We start from the raw sequence: 22,258 nt of genomic DNA on the forward strand, positions 1-22,258 counted from the left end.
TTTATCATGGTGTCGACAAGGATGTGTCTGCTCCCGGGCTGGGCTCGGGTGTTTATAACTGACAAGGATTTTCGATGCCTCCCCGCACTATATCCCTTCGGCTGTTTTCGGTTTCCGCGCGCTGCATTTTTACCTGTCTGCTGGCAATTGCCGCTCCTGGTGCGAGCCAGGCCGGATTAAATGACGCAACTCATAATCTTCCCATTAATCCGACGCCGCAGCACCCGGCCTTCTTGCTTGAGTTGGGCAGTGCGCCTTCTGCACTATCTCATACCCTGCCCGGTGTCCAGATCGTGCAAGGCCAAGCGCTGCCGGAACCGCAAGCCGGCGTCAGTTGGCAAGTCGAACCTGATGCTGTCAACGTGTTGCATGCCGGCTTTGGCGCATGGCCGGCGGCTTTTCGGTTCAACTTAACCCAGCCTGCGGCGGGTGATTTTAAATTTTGGGCGCGCTGGCGGCAGGGCGGCGATCCAAATGTTTGCGTACAGACTTTTGAAATCTGGGCGGGACCGGATACCGGTCAGTTGGCGTTGCGCGGCAGCTTTGCGCTGAAACCCAGCGGCTGGGAATACGCCTGGATGACCGGTGATAAGCCGGTGCCGCTGAAAGCCGGTGATACGGTGATCGAAATTCGCAACAGCGGCAATGGTCACGATGCCAAAGTGTTCGATGCGTTTTTGTTGGCTCCGCCGTGGGCGGCGTTGCCCTGGGAGGGTCGTGCGGATCAACCGGCAGTGCTCTTGGAATTAGGCAAGGCGCCAATCTTGGCGGCGTTGCCCAAGCCGCGCTATCTCGACGTTGTTACTGGTAGCGCCACGGCAGGCCACAATACCGGCGCACTGGCCATCGAGCAGGATGAAGCATTATTGTTTCATCAAGGGTTTGGCGATTGGGGCGGTAGTTTTCGTTTTGCATTGCCGACAGCCCTTAAGCCCGGGGAATATCGATTGCTGGCCCGCTATAAAAGCGGCGGCGAAGTGTCTCAGGTCAAACAACGCTTCATCGTCAAGGCCGGTGCAAAACCTGAAGAACTGGCGACTCGCACCGAGTTTGCCCTGACTAACAACACCCCGTGGGAATACCAATGGTTGCCGGCATCCGCCGGTGTGACATTGTTGCCTGGCGACCGTTGGCTGGACATCGAAAATAGCGGCAAGGCCGACGGGGCCAAAGTTTTCGACGCATTTTTATTAATACTTGATAAGCCGGTCGGCGATTGGATGTCCGCCGAGCAAGCGCAGGCCAGAAATCGCTTTTTGGCGTTGACCAAACCTGCCGCCGCAGGCCCGCGACGCCTCTATCTGTTGGATGGCAAGGGCGAACATGCCGAGAGGTTATTTCGCGGTTTGGCTGCGGATGCGGCGCGACCGGTCTATGAAAATTTGCCGGTCACTTATTTGCTCGGCCCCGCAGCCGAAGCGATGGCCGGGCAGTTAAATATTAAGACTCTGCCCGCCGCAGTAATCGCCGACGACCATTTCACCGTGCTCGGCGTCTTGACTCAACCGGCCGCAGCAGCGGAGGTGCTCAAGTTTCTGACTGAACCCGGCAAATTCGGCACTATGCCGATACCCGCCCAAGTGAATCCCCTGCCGCCGACACCGTTGCAAAACGGTGTGCCAATGGCTTGGCTGGTCGGAGGTTTGCAAGACGGCCAAGCCGGCGTATCGGTGTTTGGCCTGGATACGGAAACTATCTTACGGCCCAACCCTCAGCAAGCCTATCTGAGCCTGGAAATGATGGGTGGCAAAATGCGCGATTGGCGCATCGCAGCAACCCAGGCCAACGGTGACGCCGACATAGAAGCCAGCACGGCACATGCTTATGGTTGGTCGCGCGGTACCGGCTATGCGCAACTTTACATCCACGCTCGGCAAGCAACGCCAACGCTGTTGCATCTAAGGCAATCCGGTATCAAATCAGCCGGCTGGCTGGATGGTCAATCTATTACGTTTACCGATGATCCAAACCCACCAGCCGGCTTTGCCAAATCCATGGGTGCTCAAGCCAAAACGCTATTGCATGGCTTGACCACCGAAGGCTTGCCGGCAACTGCATCAGCGGAGCGTAGGCTGTCCCCGCAAGTGGCGACGCTAAACTTGACGCCCGGCTGGCATAGCCTGCTGCTGAAACTGGTAATGCAACATGAGCAAGGACAGCGCTTTTATTTCTCCGGGGCATTCACCGATCCAGCCGGACAGACATCGGCAGGCTTGACAACCCAAGTTAGCGATCCCGATGCGGATCTGGCTTTACAACAGATTGCCACAAAGTTACGGCCTATCGTGTTCGTTGATGCGCCGGCCAACCTGCTGCATCCGGGGGATGCGCTGAGGTTAAAAGTGGATTTACGCTGGCAGCCGATTTTGGAAGAAACTACTTTATCGGCGCCGTTACTGCGCTTTCCGGCAAAATGCCGTCTGCGCCTGGTCGATTACAGCGGTAAACAAATCGCCGAACGGGAAGTCAGCGATACCTTTCCCGGTCAGATTGAAGCCGATTTTGGCAAGCTTCTTGAGCCGGGTTATTACGCGGTCTATCCGTCCTTGTATACGACCGACGGCCGCTTGATCATGCATTATCCAGCCGACGGTTTTAGTCTGGTCGGCGGCAATGCCGCCCAAAAGCAAAGGCTGGCGCAAAAGAAACTCTGGAACAACGACTACTACGCGCTGGCCGACGGGGACAAAAGTTTCAGGCAGTCTGGCGGCTATTTTGCTTGGCTGGAACGGATGGGGATTTTCAGAAGCTACGGTAGCTATCCGGGATTTGCTCCCGACTATCAGCCGCTGTGGGAACAAGCCAAGCAGCGCGGCTTGCAGCTATTTGCCGATTCCTCAGGCGACAGCAATTGGTTGAACGACAAGCCTGTTGACGGCCAAAGCTTTATCCAATCTGCGGCGGCTTACACTCGCTATTTTAAAGCCACAAACGAAATAGACATTCGCCATGAAGCCGATTGGCAAACGCTGCGCGAGCCGGCGCATTGGGTCGAACGAGCGAAATGGGAATATCAACAAGCTCATCAAGCCCGCAGCGACGCGCATTATGTCGGCGGCAGCTTGGTCAGACCAGGCGAGGGCGATTGGTTTAAACAGGTATTGCAATTGGGTTTGGACAACTACCAAGATGCTTGGGATGTGCATGCCTATCCGCAGCAGCCGCCGCGTTTCGGCGGGCCGATTGGTAATGGCTCCACAGAAGATGAGCGGGGCGTGCTGGCCGCTTATGCCGATTTAGGCAAAGCCAACAAATTGCCGTTCTGGCTTGGCGAAACCGGTGCCAAGGCCATGCACGGTTTCAGCGGCCGGCGCTGGCAGGCCGAGCAGGTAGCGAAAATCATCGCCTGGGTCAACAGCCGTCAGGATTATCTGGGTGTAGCGTTTTGTATTGCCCACGAATATGACCTGGCTTACGGCCGAATCTGGGACTATTCCTTAGGCCATAAGCCCGGCGAAGCGGCCATGTATACCGCCGGCGCGCTGATCGACGGCTGGCCTTATCGAGCCGTCGATACCCACGACGATAAGGTCCAGGCTGCCTATTTCGGCGAGACTTTGATGATCTGGCGGACGGATGATGCCCGCAGTGACTGGCCAATACGGCTGGACCCGAGCAAAGCCTGGGTGGCGGTGGATGTCGTCGGGCAAGCGCGGGAACTGGCCGTCGATAACGTGGGCCAGGCCATCGTCTCAATTTCCTCCAGCCCCGTGTATGTATTATCGCGGGCGCATTATCTCCAGGCGATTGCCGATTGACGGACTGCGGAATGGCCGTGTTGGTGGAACGCAAAACTGTTTTTTCGAAAATTGCCAAACGATATTGCGTGCGGCATTAATGCTAAATACCTTGGTTTGGCCGCACTGCGCGGCTAGACTTGCACCATTACTAATCCACACGGGATGGCCAGGTGAATAGTTCAAAGCAAACTCCCTTATACGATTTACATCGGCAACTAGGTGCCAAGATGACCACGTTTGCCGGTTACCAGATGCCGGTGCAATACAACAACGGCATCATTCACGAGCATTTGCACTGCCGCAGCCAGGCCGGTTTCTTCGATATTTCGCACATGGGCCAGTGTAGGGTAACTGGCGAACACGCGGCGGAGGCGTTGGAAAAACTCACGCCCGGCGGCATTGTCGATTTAAAGTGCGGCGCGCAGAAATATACCGTCTTGACCAACGCCGACGGCGGCGTTATCGACGACATCATCGTCACCCGCATCGAATCCGGCTTATCCCTCATCGTCAATGCCGGTTGCAAGGACAAGGATTTTGCTTATCTGCGCAGCCAATTACCGGCCGATTGCGTATTCGAAGCGTTAGCTGAGCTAGCCTTGTTTGCCTTACAAGGGCCGGCTGCGGCAGCGGTGCTGGCCAAGTTTGCGCCGCAGACTGGCGAGCTGAAATTTATGCAAGCGTGCGCCACCGAGATTGCCGGAACCCTATGCCACATCAGCCGTAGCGGCTACACTGGCGAAGACGGCTTTGAAATATCCTTGCCGCAAGCCGACGCGGAGCGCATCGCCCGTTTGCTGTTGGCGGAACAGGGCGTTGAACCGATTGGCCTGGGGGCTCGCGATACGCTGCGCTTGGAAGCCGGTTTGTGCCTGTATGGTCACGAGCTTAACGAATCGATTACACCTATCGAAGCGGGTTTGCAGTGGATATTCAAAAAAGGCCACAGCGATTTTCCCGGCGCGGAAAAAATTCTGCAGCAACGGCAGGATGGCGCGGAGCGAGTGCGCGTCGGCCTAACGGTGGATGGCCGTATTCCGGTGCGGGACGGCTGTGAGATTGTGCATCAAGACCAGCCAATCGGCACGGTGACCAGCGGCAGTTTCTCGCCGAGTCTAAATCGGCCGGTGGCGATGGCGCTGTTGGCTCGCCGATTTGCCGAGCCGGGTACCGGATTAACCGCGCTGGTGCGGAACTCTGCTATTTCGGTGACGGTCACTTCGCTACCTTTCGTTCCGCACCGTTACCGGAGAACATAAAGCCATGTCTGCAAAAAACGCCCGTCTCGACCAACTGGAAATGCGCGGTAATTTCATTCAACGCCACATCGGTCCCAATGCTCAACAGACTCAGGAGATGCTGGCCGAGCTGGGCTTGAGCGATCTGGAACAGATTGTCGGCCAAGTGATTCCGGCCAATATTTTGAATCACGAACCGCTGAAACTTACCAATACCATCAGCGAGCGGGCGGTGATCAAATACTTGCGCAAAATGCGCGAGCGCAACAAGGTGTTGGTATCGATGATAGGCATGGGTTACTACGACACCATCATGCCGGCGGTGATCAAGCGCAACGTCCTGGAAAACCCCGGCTGGTACACCGCCTACACGCCGTATCAAGCCGAAGTCGGGCAGGGCCGGCTGGAAGCTTTATTGAATTTTCAGCAAATGATCATCGATTTGACCGGTATGGATATCGCCAACGCCTCGCTGCTGGACGAAGCGACTGCGGCGGCGGAAGCCATGACCATGTCGCGGCGGCTAGCAAAAAGCCCGTCCAACACCGTGTTGATCGACAAAGATTGCCATCCGCAGACCATTGCGGTGGTGCAGACCCGAGCCGGTTCCTTGGGCTACGAAGTGGTGGTCGCCGATCCGTTCGACAATCTGGCGCAACACGATTTCTTTGCCTTGATTCTGCAATATCCGGGCTCCAGCGGCGAAATCCGCGATCTGACCGAAGCGACCGCGATTGCCCACGGCAAACAAGCATTGGTCACGGTAGCGGCTGATTTACTGAGTTTGGTCTTGCTTAAGCCGCCAGCGGCTTTCGATGCCGACATCGCGGTAGGCAGCGCTCAGCGCTTTGGCGTGCCTATGGGCTATGGCGGCCCGCACGCGGCGTTTTTTGCTACCCGCGACGAATTCAAACGCTCGATGCCTGGGCGTTTGATTGGTGTGTCCAAAGACAGTCACGGCCAGATCGCTTTGCGAATGGCCCTGCAAACCCGCGAGCAACACATCCGCCGCGATAAGGCCACCAGTAATATCTGTACATCCCAGGTGTTATTGGCGGTGATCGCCGGGTTTTATGCGGTTTATCACGGCGCGGAAGGGCTGGGCCTAATCGCCGGCCGGGTGCATCGCTATGCGCAGATTCTGGCAGCGGGTTTGGTGCAAGGCGGCCATCAAGTACTGAGCCAATGTTATTTCGATACCGTGGTGGTCAGCGTGCCGAATCGCGCCCGCCGCATCGCCGCACAGGCGGCTGATGTGAATATCAATCTGCGGGTTATCGATGCCGATACGCTGGGTATTGCTCTGGACGAAACCACCAACCGCGAGCATTTACGCACCTTATGGCAGGTGTTCGCTTCGCCGATTGCCGAATTGCCGGACATCGCCGCGTTGGATGCGACGCTGGGCGAATGCATCCCGGATACGCTATTGCGTGACGACGCAATTCTGAGCCATCCAGTGTTCAGTCTGTACCATTCGGAAACCGAGATGATGCGCTACATGCGCCGGCTGGCGCGCCGCGATATTGCCTTGGACCGGGCGATGATCCCGCTGGGTTCGTGCACGATGAAACTCAATGCCGCTACCGAAATGCAGGCGATTTCGTTCTACGAATTCAATGCCATGCATCCGTTTGCGCCGCTGTATCAAGCCCAAGGGTATCAGCAATTATTCGCCGAGCTGGAGGACATGCTCTGCGATTTAACCGGCTTTGATGCCTTCTCGTTGCAACCCAATGCCGGCTCGCAAGGCGAATACACCGGCCTGCTGGTGATCCGCAAATACCACCAGGTCAACGGCCAGGGCCAACGTAACATCTGCCTGATTCCGGCCTCGGCGCACGGCACTAATCCGGCCAGCGCTACTTTGGCCGGGTTGCAGGTCGTGGTCGTGGCCTGCGATGACCACGGCAATGTCGATGTCGCCGATCTGCGCGCCAAGGCCGAGCAGTTTAAGGATACGCTGGCGGCCTTGATGATTACCTATCCGTCCACCCACGGCGTTTACGAACAAGCGTTTCGGGAAATCTGCGACATCGTTCATCAACACGGTGGCCAAGTGTATATGGATGGCGCTAATTTCAACGCCTTGGTCGGTCTATGTCGGCCCGGCAAGATTGGCGCGGACGTGGCGCATTTGAATTTGCACAAGACGTTTTGCATCCCGCACGGCGGCGGCGGTCCCGGCGTGGGGCCTATCGGTGTGGGTGCGCATCTGGCGCCGTACTTGCCGGATCACCCACTCGTGGAAGGCGTCAATCCCGCCAAGGGCGAACACGGCACGGTGGGTACCGTATCGGCGGCGCCGTGGGGCTCTGCGAGCATTCTCACCATTTCCTGGGCCTACATCGCGATGATGGGCGCCACCGGCCTGCGCCGAGCAACTTTGACCGCAATCATGAATGCCAATTACATCGCCCGCCGCCTGGCGCCGCATTACCCGATTCTGTACACCGACGCCAACGGCTGGGTCGCGCACGAATGCATCATCGATTGCCACGCCTTTAAAAAAACCGCCAACGTCACGGTCGAGGACATCGCCAAGCGTCTGATCGATTACGGTTTTCATGCCCCGACCGTATCGTTTCCGGTGCCGGATACCTTGATGATCGAACCCACCGAAAGCGAAAACAAAACCGAGATCGACCGCTTTTGCGCGGCGATGATCGCGATCCGCGACGAAATCCGCGAGATCGAGACTGGCACAGCCGACCCGCAGCACAACGTGTTGCACAACGCACCGCATACCCACCGCCTGTTGCTGGAGGACTGGCATTTGCCGTATTCCCGGCAAAAAGCCTTCTTCCCGGACTGCCACCAGCACGACGACAAATACTGGCCGCCGGTCGGCCGCATCGACAGCGTCTACGGCGACCGCCACGTATTTTGCAGTTGTCCGCTGGACTGGGCGCAAGCCGCGACGGAGTGCGATGTCGAAACTCGTTAACCAGCCGCTGGCCTTCGTCGACCTGGAAACTACCGGCGCGACTGCCACCAAGGATCGCATCACCGAAATCGGTATCGTGCTGGTCGATGAAGACGGCGTGCGGGAATGGAACCAACTGGTCAACCCGCAAACCCGGATTCCGTTGTTCATCGAACAAATGACCGGCATCAGCAATGAAATGGTGGCGCAGATGCCCAGTTTTGCGCAAGTGGCCGGCGAGGTGGCGGAATTGCTGGAAGGGCGCTTGTTCATTGCTCACAACGCCCGTTTTGACTACGGGTTTTTGAAGAACGAATTCAGCCGGTTGGACATGAGCTTTCGGCCGCAAGTGTTATGTACCGTCAAACTGTCGCGGGCTTTGTATCCGCAGTACCACAGGCATAATCTGGACAGCCTGATCGAACGGCATGGTTTGCAAGCCAAAGACCGGCACCGGGCCTTGGCCGATGCCCAATTGATTCACCAATTCTGGACTCAAGCCTGCGAGCAGTTCTCGGAGGCGGTGGTCGACCAAGCCGCCCAGCGTTTGGTCGGCCGCTCCAGTCTGCCGTCCAACATCGACCCAAACTTAATCCACGATTTGCCGGAAACCCCTGGCGTTTACCTGTTTTACGGCGAGAACGACCTGCCGCTGTACATCGGTAAAAGCGTCAACATCCGCAACCGGGTGTTGGCGCATTTCGGTGCCGACCACAAGAACAGCAAAGAGATGAGTCTGGCCCAACAACTGAGACGCATCGACTGGATCGAAACCGCAGGTGAGTTGGGCGCGCTGTTGCTGGAAGCGCGCCTGATTAAGGAAAAAACCCCGGTGCACAATCAGCGTCTGCGCCGCAAAAACGCCTTGTGCGCCTGGCAATTGCAACAACAGGGAGAACAGCTCAAGCCGGTATTGAGTTGGGCCGGCGAATTGGATTTCGGCGCCCAGGATAATTTGTACGGCCTGTACCACAGTCTGCGCGACGCCCAAAAAGCCTTGCGCGGCGTCGCCGAGCAGCACGGCCTGTGTTTAAGCGTACTGGGCCTGGAGAAAACCGCCGCCGGCCGGCCCTGCTTTGGCCACCAGATCAAAAAATGCCGCGGCGCCTGCGTCGGTTTGGAAGCACCGTTGGCGCACGCGGCGCGGCTGTTGATCGCCATGCAAAAACTCAAACTCGCGGTCTGGCCGTATCCGGGCGCGATTGGCGTGCGCGAAGGCGCGGAACTGCATGTGATTGATCGCTGGTGTTATCTGGGGACTGCGAAAAACGAAGCGGACATCGCGGAGCTGTTGCAGAGCGGTCGGCCGGCTTTTGATCGGGATACTTATATGTTGCTGAGCAAGTCGTTGAAAAAGGCGGAGGTTGTTGGGTTGTCAAAGGCGTTTAGAGTGGTTGGTTGAACCGCGTTCGTTCGGTTACGCCTTTCTAATTGGTATCTACGACCTTTTTATATTTTATTCTAGCTTTCTAGGCTGCGCCTGGTTAGCCCTTTGCAAGGAGCCGGTTTCTATGATGATCGCAATTTTTGTTATATCTGGATTGCTTATTTGTATTGCTGTACCAGTCTTCATGGTTAAAACAAAGGATGCCAGAAGGAGACTTCAAACGATGTATATTGGTTTATACATCTCTGGTCTTTCTTTAGTTACCACAATCGTATTGACATATCTCTGTTTAATTGAAGGTGTAATCTCGTTCGGCACTCGAACGCAGAGTGTAACTTTGCTTCAAAGCGAAGCCCCAGTGTTGTATTTGCTGTTGGCCCCTTTTTCAATTGCTCTGCCTAGCTGTTTTATTTTGTTTGGCTGGCGTGTATTCCAAAGCGCCCGACTTGGGAAACCATTGTCGTTAAAACTGTAATTGCAACCTCTAAGAGGAATGTCCTAAAAGCCCGGTAGGGTACGCACCGCGTACCTCCCTGGCTTTTGCTATCACGATAGCATTTTGATGGTACTACAACTTATTATAAAACAACCCAAAAGAGCGCATTGATTATCAAGGTGTCTTATGTTGATGGGAGACCTACTAATGGTGGCACGAAAGATTAGTGTTTTAGGCGTTTTTTTTATCGTTTCGTGTGCGATAGCCAATGAACCAGAATCCATACAACTTAATAATCAGTTGTCTGCCTGCATCGCTGTTAATGACATACAAACGTCCATCGAGAATGGGATTCCTGTCCTCTCGTTTGATGCCAAAATAATTAAATCAATTGCTGAGTGCGGTTGTAAATCAGCTCTGGGATCGTATTCGGTAATGGCCAAAATGGCAGAATATCAATCGTATATAATCGTTGGAAAGGTGGCTTTTACAAAATCCGAACATAAGTATTGGCCATTGTCGGCGGAGCAAGGTTTGATTGACAAAAGAAAATTGGAGATTGTCTTATCCTGTGCTCAACCAGACTAAATATTTTTCTCGTTCCCACGTGCTGCGTGGGGATGTCGGGCTTGGCCGCGCTGCGGCGTGTGCGTGACCGCAGTGCGGAACATTGTGGTTCCCACGCTGCGCGTGGGAACCAGATAACAATGAAAAACCAGATATTGACCGCATTGAGTAACTCTACAGGTACGCCTTCTAACATCAGCCATCAGATTTAGCGCAAATGGGGAGCCAAGAAAAATTGACTAAGCTGTAACCGTTCATCGGGAGGCCGTTTGTCCGTTGAACGGAGGATAGGGCTTTGCGCATCCGCCCAATGATGCTTTCTTGAATTTCTTGTTCGGATCGTTGCGAGAGAAATTCCGGCTGGACCGTGCTTTGCCCGTTGGCGAACGGCCAAGCTTGGGCGCCATAGCATGCTTGCTAAGCATTCTTTCGCGTCAATGCCATGCCTGTAAAGCTTGCCGGGTATTTATCGCTAGCCAAAATCCAGTGTTTTTCAGTTCCGCTTCACGGGAATGCTGCTATTATCAAGCTCACACGACAGACTGTTAACTTCACTGCTCGATTCCACACCAGCTGATGTCCGAAAACACCATCAAATACGCCCAACTTGTCGATCTTGCCAGTCTGCAAACGCTGATGGACGATTTGTACCGGGTGATCGGCATACCTAACGCCATTATCGATACCGACGGCGTTGTTATCACCAACGCCGGCTGGCAAGATGCCTGTGTAAAATTTCATCGGGTCAACCACAACACCTGCAGTAACTGCATAGAAAGCGATACGGCATTGGTTGAAAGCATGTTGAAGGGAGAGCGATTTGCAATCTACAAATGTCTGAACGGGTTGGTAGATTCGGCTATGCCGATTATCGTCGAGGGCCAGCACGTCGCCAATATTTTTACCGGTCAATGTTTTATTGATCCTCCGGATCTGGAATTCTTCCGCAGTCAGGCCAGGCGATATGGGTTCGAGGAAGCTAGTTATCTGCAAAGCATCAGCAAGGTCCCGGTCATTGCCAGGCAGCGGCTGGAAACTATCACGGAAATGTACGCGCACCTCGCGCAAGCCTTTGCCAAACACGGTGCGGACCGGTTGCAGCAAAAACTGGCGGCGGCGGAATTGGCGGAGCTTAATAACGAACTGAATCGGCGCGTCGAAGAAAGAACCGAGCAACTGTTTCAAAACAATCAGCAGTTGCTGCTGGAAAAACGCGCCCTGGCTGCCAGCGAAGCACGCTTATCGGCATTATTCAAACACATGAGTAGCGGCGTGGCGGTATACCGAGCCAGCGAGGACGGCCGGGATTTCATTATCATCGGTTTCAACAAAGCCGCCGAGCAGATCGAAAAAATCACCCGCAAAGAATTGATCGGTAAAAAACTTACCGAAATGTTTCCGGGGGTATTCGAATTCGGCTTATTCGAAGTCTTGCATCGAGTGGCCAAAACCGGAACGCCGGAAGCTTTTCCGCCAGCGTTTTACCGCGACGAGCGTATTCAGGGTTGGCGGGAAAATTATGTGTATAAATTGCCTGGCGGCGAAATTGTCTCGATTTACAACGATGTCACGGAGCGCAAACTGGCGGAAAAAGCCTTGCATTTGACGCAGTTTTCGGTGGATAGAGCCACTGAATGTTTGTACTGGATAACCGCCGACGCCAGATTCCAATTTGTAAACAACACCGCCTGCCAAGTATTGGGTTATAGCCGCGAGGAGTTGCTGACATTTTCGGTAATGGATATAGACAAGGATTTAACGGCGGAAAATTGGCCCGCGCATTGGCAGGAAGTCAAACAAAAAGGCGCATTGAAAACCGAAGCCATCCATCGCTGTAAAGACGGTCGGGAAATTCCGGTGGAAGTGGCCGCGAATTATCTGGTCTTCGAAGGCCTGGAGTATAACTGCGCGTTCGTGCGCGACATCAGCGAGCGCAAAGCCCTGCAAGCGGAGCTGGAGCGCCAGGCGCGCATCGATTATCTGACCGGGATTGCCAATCGCCGTTATTTCATGGAGCAGGGCGAAGCGGAGTTGGCGCGCAGTGATCGTTACGGCAACCCGTTGTCGGTATTGATGCTGGACATCGACTATTTTAAAGCCGTCAACGACAACTACGGCCATGCGGCCGGCGATCAGGCCTTGCAAAAACTGGGCTGCATTTTGGTGGAAGTTTTGCGGGAAATCGACATTCCCGGCCGCATGGGAGGCGAAGAATTTGCGATCTTATTACCGGAAACCGGCTTGCTTAAAGCCCTTGAGGTGGCGGAGCGACTCCGAAGCGTGGTGGCCGGCAGCGTGATTCCGGTTGAATCGGGGTTTGAATTGCAATTTACCGTATCGATTGGCGTGGCTACCCTGACGGATAAAAACAGCAGTATCGGCGATTTACTGAATTTGGCTGATAAGGGTTTGTATCAAGCTAAACACAGCGGCCGGAATAAGGTCTGTAGTTTTTCGCTGCAACATTAGAATTGCATCGCTCGTCAAAACCCTCTTAACTCCGCGCCGCCTCGATAAATTGCGCCAAGGCCGCCACGGAACCGAAGATTTTCACCACATCGTCGCGTTCGGCATCAATTTTTACCTGATACTTTTTACGTATCGCCAATCCCAGTTCCAGTGCGTCTATAGAGTCCAGGCCCAGGCCGTCGTTGAACAGCGCGGCGTGGCTGTCGATGTCCGCCGCATCGACATCTTCCAGCGCCAGCGTGTCGATAATCAGGTGTTTTAATTCAGTTTCCATCTCGCTCATGGCGTTCTCGTTGTTGAGTAAAATAATCCTGTAAATACTGCGTTAAACGCCGCACCGCTATCGAGCGCGGTTGCAGTTCCCGGAAAGGCTGCAATTCCACATCCTCGCCGACGATCATTTGCAAATGAAAACGCCGCTGCGGGATTTGGTACCAGGCTTGAGTTTTGGTGAGGGTGCTGGGTTTACAGGTCAGCGTTACCGGCGTGATTATACTATCGGCTTGTAAAGCAATGGCTGCGGCACCGCGTTGAAAACGATAAGGCCGGCCCGGCACCGAGCGGGTGCCTTCCGGAAAAATGATCATGGTGCCGCCGTTTTGCAGCCAAGCGGCGCAATCGTTGACCATCGTTTCAGAATCGGCGTTGCTGATATAGCCGGCATTTAAGATTGGGCCGCGCATCGCCGGGTTGTGCCACAGGCTGGCCTTGACGATGCAGTTGGCTTGTTTGATTCGGCTGATTAAAAACACCACATCCACCAGCGTCGGGTGGTTGGCGACAATCAGCTGGCGGGGACGGTTGAGTTTTTCCAGTCCTATCACTTCATAGCTCATGACGCCCAGTCTGTGCATCAAGCCTATAAACATATAAAAACTCAGATGCACCGTGTATTGGCCGCGGCCGGCTTTTTCGGCGCGGCTGCCCGGCCATATTGCCAAGAGCGGAAACACCAGCAGCCACAGCATCACGCCACCGATCCCGAAGCTGGTAAAGCTGATCGCAGTGGCCAGTAAACGCCAGCCGTAATCGATTTTTTGAATTAGAGTTTGTGCCATCGCCAGCTGCGGTTCTGATCGCCGAACTGCAACATGGCTGGGTCGGCGGGCAGGAATTGGATTAGGGTCGGCAATTGTAGCGGTTACTGGCTATTGTGACGAGTTATCGACGATAAACCTGAAAATCCGTTGCGGCGGTTGTAAACCGTGCATGGATGCGATAGGTAGAGCACTCAGGCGTAGTTCCTGAGCAGAACCCCACCCACCCTGCCTCAGGGCGAACGGGATTGGCTATGCCCAGCATAAATGAAACCGCTTGGAACTATGATCTGTGTGCCATAGCCCCAAGTTAGGATGAAGCGTGGACGTTATATGCAGCCCGGCAGCGGACGGGAATCCTCTTTGCTGAACTGCGGCAAGGTGGCGAAGGCTTCTTTGAGTTTTTCGTGCCACATCTTGCGGATTTTGCTTAAGTATTCGTTGTCTTCCTGGAAGCAATAGTACTCGTCCAGCGTCAGCGTATCCCGGTGATAAATCAACAGCTCCACCGGCGCGCCGACGCTGGCATTACTGCGCATCGTTGAGTCCATCGAAATTAAGCAGCAACGCCCGGCTTCGTGCAGTGCGGTATCGATTTTTAAAAACCGGTCCAGCACCGGTTTGCCGTATTTGTTTTCGCCGATTTGCAGATAAGGGGTTTGCCTGGATGTGGTGATGCAATTGCCTTCCGGATAAATCAAATAAGCGCCGTGCGGCTCCTGGCCGATTTGCCCCGCCAAAATAAAAGTGGCGGACGGATTGAAGCTGCTTTGTCCGGCATCCACATGACGGCGCTGCTTTTCGACGCTGATCCGCCCCAGATAGGCGGCGGCTTCCGACAGATAGTTGACCGTGTCCAGATTCACTTCGGTCTCTTCTTTCATATCGCGCTTTAACTGGTCGATCACGGCCTGCGTGGTAGCCAGATTGCCGGCACTGAGCAGCACGATTTTCCGATCAGATGCGGTACAAAACGGGTGCATTTTGCCGTAAATGCTGACATTGTCGATGCCGGCGTTGGTTCTGGAATCCGACGTTAATACCAGTCCGTCTTTTAGAGAGACAGCAATACAATAAGTCATACGCTCTGCGCCTGAAAAATAAGGTTGCCCGCAGTGTACTAAAGAAGCTGCGTAAAGGCCAAGGACAGTATCGATTAACTGGCGGGGTAAGTTGTTAGATGCATCTCAGGCTCGGCTTTCAGTATACTGAGCCGACACGTTTAAATCAGCGGCGGGTAATTCATAGATGATTAGTAAACCAGGCCTGTATCTCGTTGGGGGAGTAGCTGCCGTTGTGCTGGTCGCCAGCGGTTTTTATCTCAAGGATGGCAGCCGGCGGAGCGATGCCTTGATCCTATACGGCAACATGGATATTCGCCAGGTGGAACTGAGTTTTCACGATCCGGAGCGCGTCGAGCAGATCCTGGTTCAGGAAGGCGAGCGGGTCAAACGCGGTCAATTGCTGGCGACGCAGGCTTTGGAGCGCTTTCAATATAGCCGCGATCAGGCCGCAGCCAAAGTGGATGTGCAACAACATCAGCTGGATAAACTGTTGCACGGTTCGCGGCCGCAAGAAATCGGTAAGGCCGGCAACGATGTCAAAGCGGCGGAAGCGGCGGTGGTACTGGCTAAGAAAGAGTTGGTCCGTTTTCAGGCGCTGGTCAAACGCAAACTAAGCTCCGCCGAGTCCCTGGATCGGGCGCAAGCCCAATACGACGCGGCCAGGGAGAATCTGCAAGCCTTGAAACAGCAATATGCGCTGACTGAAATCGGCCCGCGCCGGGAAGATATTCAAGCGGCGCAAGCACAACTGAAAGCTGATCAGGCCGCGTTACAGCTGGCTGATAAAGTCTTAGCCGATGCGCGCTTGTACGCGCCGCAGGATGGGGTGGTCCAGAACCGCATCCTGGAGCCCGGCGACATGGCCAATGCCCAAAAGCCGGTATTGACGTTGGCCTTGCGCGAGCCGTTGTGGGCTAGAACTTATGTGGCGGAAGCTGATTTGGGACGACTGCGTTATGGTCTGCCGGCTAGTTTGGCCAGCGACAGCTTTCCGGATAAAAGCTATCGGGGTTGGGTAGGGTACATGTCGCCGACGGCCGAATTTACGCCTAAAACGGTGGAAACCACCGAACTGCGCACCAGCCTAGTCTATCAAGTACGGATATACACCTGCGACCCGGACGATCAATTACGGCTGGGTATGCCGGTCACGGTAACGATAGACACCCAGCAAGCACCGATGGCACAACCGAGCTGCGAACCCGCGCCGTGATTGCCATCGCGGCCGATGCCGCACAGGCGCCATTGACCTTCAGGTCGGTAAGCAAACGCTTTACCGCCGGTGACCGGGTCGTACCGGCCTTGCGGGATGTTTCCTTGCGGCTGTCGCTCGGCCAAGTCACGGCCTTGGTTGGCCCGGACGGTGCCGGTAAAACTACCTTATTACGCTTGGCGGCCGGCTTGTTGTTGCCCGACAGCGGCAGCATAGCCAGTTTTGGTTTGGATACGGCTGCCGCCGGTGCCCAATTGCACCAATTAATCGGCTATATGCCCCAGCGTTTTGGTCTTTATGAGGACTTGAGCGTGCTGGAAAACCTCAATCTTTACGCCGATCTTTACGGCATATCGCTGCAGGACAGGCGGCAGCGCTTCGCCGAGCTGATGCGCATGACCAATCTGCAAAAATTCAATCAGCGTCTGGCCGGCCAGCTATCCGGCGGTATGAAACAAAAACTGGGTTTGGCCTGCACCTTGTTGAATCGGCCAAAATTATTGCTGCTGGACGAGCCGTCGGTCGGCGTCGATCCCTTGTCGCGCCGCGAATTGTGGCAAATTATCGAGTCGCTGGTGGCGGAGTTCGGCACCACCGTTTTACTTAGCACGGCGTACATGGATGAAGCCGAGCGTTGCCAGCAGGTGGTATTGCTGGATAGTGGCGAAATTCTGCATCAGGATGCGCCGGCCGGTTTTCATCGCTTGGCCGAGGCTTGCAGTTACCAGTTGTCCAGCCCGGTGCTGGGTAAACGCATGCTGCAACAACGTTTGCAGATGCATGCCGATCTAATCGACTCGGTGGTACAGGGGGACGCGGTGCGGGCCGTGGCGCGTCCTGCTTGCCCGCCGGATTGGACGGCGATATTCGATACTGCCGAGCAAGTGCGAATTACCCCGGTGCCACCGCGTCTGGAAGATGCCTTTATCATGTTGCTGCTGGCGCGGCACGAGGAAAAGTCGCCAGTGGAAACCGTCTGTTTTGTACCCGGCAATGGTTCGCGGTTTTTGGCGACTGAGCAACCGGCAGTGATTGAAGTCGAGCAAGTTGATCGCTGGTTCGGCAATTTTCAGGCGGTTAAGAAACTGTCTTTCGAGGTGAGGCACGGCGAGATTTTCGGCTTGCTCGGTGCCAACGGTGCCGGTAAGACCACGACATTCAGAATGTTATGCGGCTTGCTGCCGGCCAGCAATGGCCGCTTGCGGGTGGCCGGTCTGGATTTGCGCAATGCGGCAGCCCAGGCCAGGGCCAGACTGGGCTATATGTCGCAAAAGTTTTCCTTATATGGACAATTGTCGGTCAGACAAAATCTACAGTTTTTCAGCCATGCCTACGGTTTACGCCATAAGTGGCGAACAGAGCGCATAGCCTGGGCGCTTCAAGAGTTTGACCTCACTGAGTTTGCCGACACCAATAGCGTCGATCTGCCGCTGGGTTACAAACAACGGCTGGCGCTGGCTTGCGCGTTGATGCACGAGCCCGAGATTCTGTTTCTCGACGAACCGACTTCCGGCATCGATCCGCTGGCGCGCCGCGAGTTTTGGAATCGCATCAATAGCCTGGCGGCGCAAGGCGTGACGATATTGGTCACTACGCATTTCATGGAAGAAGCCGAATATTGCGACCGGCTGTTAATCATGCGCGAGGGCGACATCCTGGCCGCCGGCACGCCGGCCGAGATTCGTAGCCGTAGTCAAACCGCCGAACAAGCGCCGGCCGAGACGATGGAAGAAGCTTTCATTCGCTTGCTGGAACTCACAGGAGCGTCGGCCGGATGAGTGCCGCCAGCCAGCGCCTGTTGGGCTTGATTCGCAAGGAGTTTTTACAAGTGCTGCGCGACCCCAGCAGCCTGGCGATTGCGTTTGCGATGCCGGTGTTCTTGCTGTTGTTGTTCGGTTACGGGGTGTCGCTGGATGCGCGCCGCGTGCCGATAGGTCTGGTCGTCGAGCAGGTCTCGCCGGAATCGCGCAGTTTTAGCGCCGGCTTCGATTATTCGGACTATTTTCAGGCGCATTACTTCCGCGACCTGCGTGAGGCCCGGCAGGCCTTATTGACCCGACAAATCAATGCCATCGTGCATTTGCAGGCCGATTTCGACAAACGGCTAACCGGTAGCGAAACGGCGCCGATTCAGGTTATCGTCAATGGCGTCGATGCCAATACTGCCCGCCTGACCAGCGGTTATGTGCAAGGCGTTTTTGAAACCTGGCTCAATGCTCGCGCTGCTTGGCAGGGACAGGAAGCGCCGCAGCCGGTGCAATTGGCGACCCGGGTTTGGTACAACAGCGCCTTGCGTAGCCGCAATTTCCTGGTGCCGGGCTTGATCGCCGTGATTATGACCTTGATCGGCGCGTTGCTGACCGCTTTGGTGATGGCCCGCGAATGGGAGCGCGGCACCATGGAAGCGTTGATTTCGACGCCGGTCAGCGTCCGCGAAGTGCTGCTCGGTAAACTGATTCCCTATTACTTGCTGGGCATGGGTGGCATGTTGCTGTCGATAGGCATGGCGGTATTTTTGTTTCAGGTGCCCTTGGTCGGTTCTTTGTGGGTGTTGCTGGTGGCGGGCACATTATTTTTGCTGGCGGCGCTAGGCATGGGTTTGCTGATTTCCATAGCCGCCAAAAATCAGTTTGTCGCCGGGCAGATTGCCATTGTGGTGACTTTTCTGCCGGCCTTTATCCTGTCCGGATTTATTTTCAATATTGATAGCATGCCGTGGGCGGTGCAGCTGTTTACCCATCTGGTGGCGGCTCGTTATTTTGTGGCGATTTTGCAGACCGTATTTCTGGCCGGCGATATTTGGGAAGTGATTTTACCGAACGCTTTGGCTTTGTTACTGATGGCCTCGGCCTTCCTGGCATTGGCCCTGTGGCGAGCGCCGCGCCGTCTGGAGTGACGAATATGTGGTGGCGTATTCAGGCTTTATTGATCAAGGAATTCCTCAGCCTGCTGAAGGATAAAAAAAGCCGCTTTGTCTTGATCGTGCCGCCGCTGGTGCAGTTATTTTTGCTCAGCTATGCCGCTACTTACGATGTAAACCAACTGCCGATCGCGATATACAATGAAGACCGCGGCAGCGCCGCCCGCGATTTGATCGCCCGCTTCAACGGTGCGCCGGCGTTTCGCGAAGTGTTGCGCATCGAGCGCCAGGAGCAAATCGTCGCAGCGCTGGATAGCAAGCAGGTGTTGATGGTGTTGCATATCGGCCAACCATTCAGCCGCGATTTGCTGGGCGGCCGGCAATCGGCGCCAGTGCAGATATTACTGGACGGCCGCGATTCCAATACGGCCCAGATTGCCTTGGGCTATGCCCGTAACGTGATCAGCCAGTTCAACAGCGATTGGGCGCACCAGCACAACCAAACAGGGCCGCCGGCGGAATTGCGCATCAGGGCCTGGTTTAATCCCAATCTGGAAAGCCGCTGGTTTATTGTGCCCGGTATCGTCGGCTTGCTGACTTTGGTAGTGACGATGACGGTGGCCGCATTATCGGTGGCGCGCGAACGCGAGCAGGGCACGTTCGACCAACTGCTGGTGACACCATTCACCCCGGCGGAAATTCTGATCGGCAAAGCCATTCCCGGCTTGATCATCGGCGTAGCCGAAGCCTCTTTCAGTATCTTCATGGTGGTCTTCTGGTTTCAGGTGCCGTTGTTGGGCAGCTTGGCCGCGCTGTATATTGGCATCGTGTTGTATGTGTTTTCGGTGATCGGTGCCGGTTTGATGATTTCCTCGCTATCGGTCACCCAACAACAGGGCCTGCTGGGTGGATTTCTGGTCATCGTGCCGGGTGTAATCCTGTCCGGCTACGCTACGCCCATCGAGAATATGCCGGAACTGGTGCAACAGCTGACCTTCGTCAATCCGCTACGTTATTTTTTGATCATTATCCGCGGCGTATTTCTGGAAGGCTTGGGGATCGCCGATTTAGCCGACCAATACTGGCCGCTGGCGCTGATCGGTTTGTGCTGTTTGAGTTGCGCCGGCTGGCTATTTCGCAAGCGTATGTACTGAACGATGCCTGGCGTCTGAGTTGCCTCTGAAATTGCCTGCTTTCAGGCCTTTGGCGCTTTGTCCAAATCCTGACAATCGGCTGGCGGGGATTGTGCCGTTACAAACATTAGGCGGCCGTATATTGGGGTGTTTGGTAGTTTATCTTAAAAAAGAATTTATATATCAGTAAGTTAAATTGATTTCATAACTGGCATGGCCTGTGCTTTCTCACTGCATAACCAATCAAGTGAGGTGAAGAATATGGAACTGCCAGTAATCAACGAAACTCCAGCAGCCAGCGCAGGCGGCTGCTCCTCCCATTCTTGCGGTACAAGTGACGATCAACTCGGGCATTTGTCCGACGAGATTCGCTCCAAGGTAGAAAATCATCCTTGTTACTCGGAAGACGCGCACCACTATTTTGCCCGCATGCACGTGGCAGTAGCGCCGGCTTGTAACATCCAATGCCACTATTGCAACCGCAAATACGATTGCTCCAACGAGTCGCGTCCCGGTGTGGTGTCCGAGTTGCTGACGCCTGATCAAGCCGTGAAAAAAACCATGGCGGTGGCGGCCAACATTCCGCAAATGACCGTGCTGGGTATCGCCGGCCCTGGTGATCCATTGGCCAATCCGGAGCGTACTTTCGAAACCTTCCGCCGTTTGAGCGCAGAAGCGCCGGACATCAAGCTCTGCGTTTCCACCAACGGTCTGGCTTTGCCGGAATCGGTCGAGGAACTGGCCAAGCACAACATCGATCACGTCACGATCACGATCAACTGTGTTGATCCGGAAATCGGTGCGCAAATTTATCCGTGGATTTTCTGGGAAAACAAACGCATCAAAGGCGTGAAAGGCGCGAAGATCCTGATCGAACAGCAACAAAAAGGCCTGGAAATGCTGACTGCCAGAGGCATTTTGGTCAAGGTCAACTCGGTGATGATTCCCGGCGTCAACGACAAGCATTTGGCGGAAGTCAGCAAAATCGTCAAAGCCAAGGGGGCTTTCCTGCACAATGTGATGCCGTTGATCGCCGAAGCCGAGCACGGCACCTTCTATGGCGTGATGGGTCAACGCGGTCCGACTCAGGACGAGTTGATGGATCTGCAAGACTCGTGCTCCGGCGACATGAATATGATGCGTCACTGCCGGCAGTGCCGGGCCGACGCGGTTGGCCTATTGGGCGAAGACCGTGGCGACGAGTTCACCATGGACAAAATCGAGGCGATGGAAATCGATTACCAATCGGCGATGGAAAAACGCAAAGTGATCCACGAAGCGATTGCCGAGGAAATGCACAGCAAGCGCGCCGCGAAAGCCGAAAAAGCTGCCGGCCACGCCGACGAGCCCAAGCTGAATACCCGTCCCGTGTTGATGGCCATCGCCACCAGCGGTCAAGGTGTCATCAATATGCACTTCGGACATGCCAAAGAGTTTCTTATCTACGAAGCCTCCCCGAACGGCGTGCGTTTCATGAGTCATCGCAAGACAGACTTGTATTGCGGCGGCGACGATACCTGCGGCGACGGCGAGAGCGTGTTGCAACAAACCATTCGCTCTCTGGCCGGCTGTGAAGCGGTACTGTGCTCCAAAATCGGCTATGAGCCTTGGGACTTGCTGGAAAAAGCCGGCATCGTACCCAACGGCGAGCATGCGATGGAGCCTATCGAAGAAGCGGTGATGGCGGTTTACAAGGAAATGGCTGCAGCCGGCAAGTTGGATGAGGCTGCGCCGCAAGAAGAGCGGGCGACGGCATAGCCCAATATTTCCTCTCCGGCCGGAGAGGGTAGGGCGAGGTGAATCAAAAAGCTTTTGCTTATTCAATTCTCCTCACCCCAGCCCTCTCTATCAGGAGAGGGAGATTGTTAGAACTGATTAACCATCGAATACAAAGGTAACGTCATGGCCTTACAAATCATTGAATCCTGCGTCAACTGTTATGCCTGCGAGCCGTTGTGCCCCAGCAAAGCCATCTACATGTCGGAAAAAGCCGGGCATTTCAGGATCAACCCGAAAAAATGCACCGAATGCGAGGGCGATTATAAAGACACGCAATGCGCCAGCATTTGCCCGATTGAAGGCGCGATTCTCGACGCACTGGGTGTGCCTATCAACCCGCCCGGCTCGCTGACCGGTATCCCGCCCGAAAAAATGGCCGAGGCGATGGCGGAACTACAAGCCCATTAAC

The 22,258-nt window shown here is 55.1% G+C and carries 16 protein-coding genes; 13 read left to right on the plus strand and 3 right to left on the minus strand.

Annotation, left to right across the window (positions count from 1 at the left end):
• The first annotated feature begins 74 nt into the window (after nucleotides 1–74).
• The 7 genes from QLH52_RS01995 to QLH52_RS02025 all read left to right on the plus strand — a co-directional run bounded on the left by QLH52_RS01995 (nucleotide 75) and on the right by QLH52_RS02025 (nucleotide 12,763).
• Nucleotides 75–3,758, plus strand: coding sequence for a hypothetical protein (locus QLH52_RS01995; protein WP_319960383.1), 3,684 nt, complete (start codon nucleotides 75–77; stop codon nucleotides 3,756–3,758).
• A 152-nt stretch (nucleotides 3,759–3,910) separates the two neighbouring features.
• The gene (gene gcvT / locus QLH52_RS02000; RefSeq protein ID WP_319960384.1) at nucleotides 3,911–4,999 is read left to right on the plus strand and encodes a glycine cleavage system aminomethyltransferase GcvT; all 1,089 of its coding nucleotides are present in this window, start codon (nucleotides 3,911–3,913) and stop codon (nucleotides 4,997–4,999) included.
• Between the two features lie 4 nt (nucleotides 5,000–5,003).
• Nucleotides 5,004–7,925, plus strand: coding sequence for an aminomethyl-transferring glycine dehydrogenase (gcvP, locus tag QLH52_RS02005; protein WP_319960385.1), 2,922 nt, complete (start codon nucleotides 5,004–5,006; stop codon nucleotides 7,923–7,925).
• On the plus strand, nucleotides 7,909–9,306 hold the full coding sequence (locus QLH52_RS02010; protein ID WP_319960386.1) for a 3'-5' exonuclease family protein: 1,398 nt from the start codon (nucleotides 7,909–7,911) through the stop codon (nucleotides 9,304–9,306). The genes gcvP and QLH52_RS02010 overlap by 17 nt, the downstream gene beginning before the upstream one ends.
• Nucleotides 9,307–9,415: 109 nt before the next feature.
• On the plus strand, nucleotides 9,416–9,766 hold the full coding sequence (locus QLH52_RS02015; protein ID WP_319960387.1) for a hypothetical protein: 351 nt from the start codon (nucleotides 9,416–9,418) through the stop codon (nucleotides 9,764–9,766).
• A gap of 168 nt (nucleotides 9,767–9,934) precedes the next feature.
• The gene (locus tag QLH52_RS02020; protein ID WP_033156071.1) at nucleotides 9,935–10,315 is read left to right on the plus strand and encodes a DUF2195 family protein; all 381 of its coding nucleotides are present in this window, start codon (nucleotides 9,935–9,937) and stop codon (nucleotides 10,313–10,315) included.
• Nucleotides 10,316–10,870: 555 nt separating this feature from the next.
• Nucleotides 10,871–12,763: a diguanylate cyclase gene (locus QLH52_RS02025; RefSeq protein WP_319960388.1), complete on the plus strand. Its 1,893-nt coding sequence runs from the start codon at nucleotides 10,871–10,873 to the stop codon at nucleotides 12,761–12,763.
• A 25-nt stretch (nucleotides 12,764–12,788) separates the two neighbouring features.
• Here QLH52_RS02025 and QLH52_RS02030 read toward each other — a convergent pair whose 3' ends face one another.
• The 3 genes from QLH52_RS02030 to QLH52_RS02040 form a co-directional block, all read right to left on the minus strand.
• Nucleotides 12,789–13,037: a phosphopantetheine-binding protein gene (locus tag QLH52_RS02030; protein ID WP_432205845.1), complete on the minus strand. Its 249-nt coding sequence runs from the start codon at nucleotides 13,035–13,037 to the stop codon at nucleotides 12,789–12,791.
• The gene (locus tag QLH52_RS02035) at nucleotides 13,027–13,821 is read right to left on the minus strand and encodes a lysophospholipid acyltransferase family protein (RefSeq protein WP_101052081.1); all 795 of its coding nucleotides are present in this window, start codon (nucleotides 13,819–13,821) and stop codon (nucleotides 13,027–13,029) included. The genes QLH52_RS02030 and QLH52_RS02035 overlap by 11 nt, the downstream gene beginning before the upstream one ends.
• Nucleotides 13,822–14,129: 308 nt before the next feature.
• Nucleotides 14,130–14,882: a proteasome-type protease gene (locus tag QLH52_RS02040; protein ID WP_033156074.1), complete on the minus strand. Its 753-nt coding sequence runs from the start codon at nucleotides 14,880–14,882 to the stop codon at nucleotides 14,130–14,132.
• A 166-nt stretch (nucleotides 14,883–15,048) separates the two neighbouring features.
• Between QLH52_RS02040 and QLH52_RS02045 the strand changes: the two genes are divergently transcribed.
• The 6 genes from QLH52_RS02045 (at nucleotide 15,049) to QLH52_RS02070 (ending at nucleotide 22,257) form a co-directional block, all read left to right on the plus strand.
• Nucleotides 15,049–16,077, plus strand: coding sequence for an HlyD family secretion protein (locus QLH52_RS02045; protein ID WP_319960389.1), 1,029 nt, complete (start codon nucleotides 15,049–15,051; stop codon nucleotides 16,075–16,077).
• On the plus strand, nucleotides 16,074–17,855 hold the full coding sequence (locus QLH52_RS02050) for an ATP-binding cassette domain-containing protein (RefSeq protein WP_319960390.1): 1,782 nt from the start codon (nucleotides 16,074–16,076) through the stop codon (nucleotides 17,853–17,855). Before QLH52_RS02045 ends, QLH52_RS02050 begins: the two co-directional genes overlap by 4 nt.
• Nucleotides 17,852–18,973: an ABC transporter permease gene (locus tag QLH52_RS02055; RefSeq protein WP_319960391.1), complete on the plus strand. Its 1,122-nt coding sequence runs from the start codon at nucleotides 17,852–17,854 to the stop codon at nucleotides 18,971–18,973. The genes QLH52_RS02050 and QLH52_RS02055 overlap by 4 nt, the downstream gene beginning before the upstream one ends.
• 5 nt (nucleotides 18,974–18,978) lie before the next feature.
• Entirely contained in the window at nucleotides 18,979–20,091 is a 1,113-nt protein-coding gene (locus tag QLH52_RS02060; RefSeq protein ID WP_319960392.1) for an ABC transporter permease, read from the plus strand.
• Between the two features lie 240 nt (nucleotides 20,092–20,331).
• Entirely contained in the window at nucleotides 20,332–21,828 is a 1,497-nt protein-coding gene (nifB, locus tag QLH52_RS02065) for a nitrogenase cofactor biosynthesis protein NifB (RefSeq protein ID WP_171696544.1), read from the plus strand.
• A 144-nt stretch (nucleotides 21,829–21,972) separates the two neighbouring features.
• Nucleotides 21,973–22,257, plus strand: coding sequence for a 4Fe-4S dicluster domain-containing protein (locus QLH52_RS02070; protein WP_020484742.1), 285 nt, complete (start codon nucleotides 21,973–21,975; stop codon nucleotides 22,255–22,257).
• The last annotated feature ends 1 nt before the right edge of the window (nucleotide 22,258 follow it).

Origin of the sequence: Methylomonas defluvii, assembly GCF_033949435.1 — a bacterium.
Taxonomy (GTDB): Bacteria; Pseudomonadota; Gammaproteobacteria; order Methylococcales; family Methylomonadaceae; genus Methylomonas; species Methylomonas defluvii.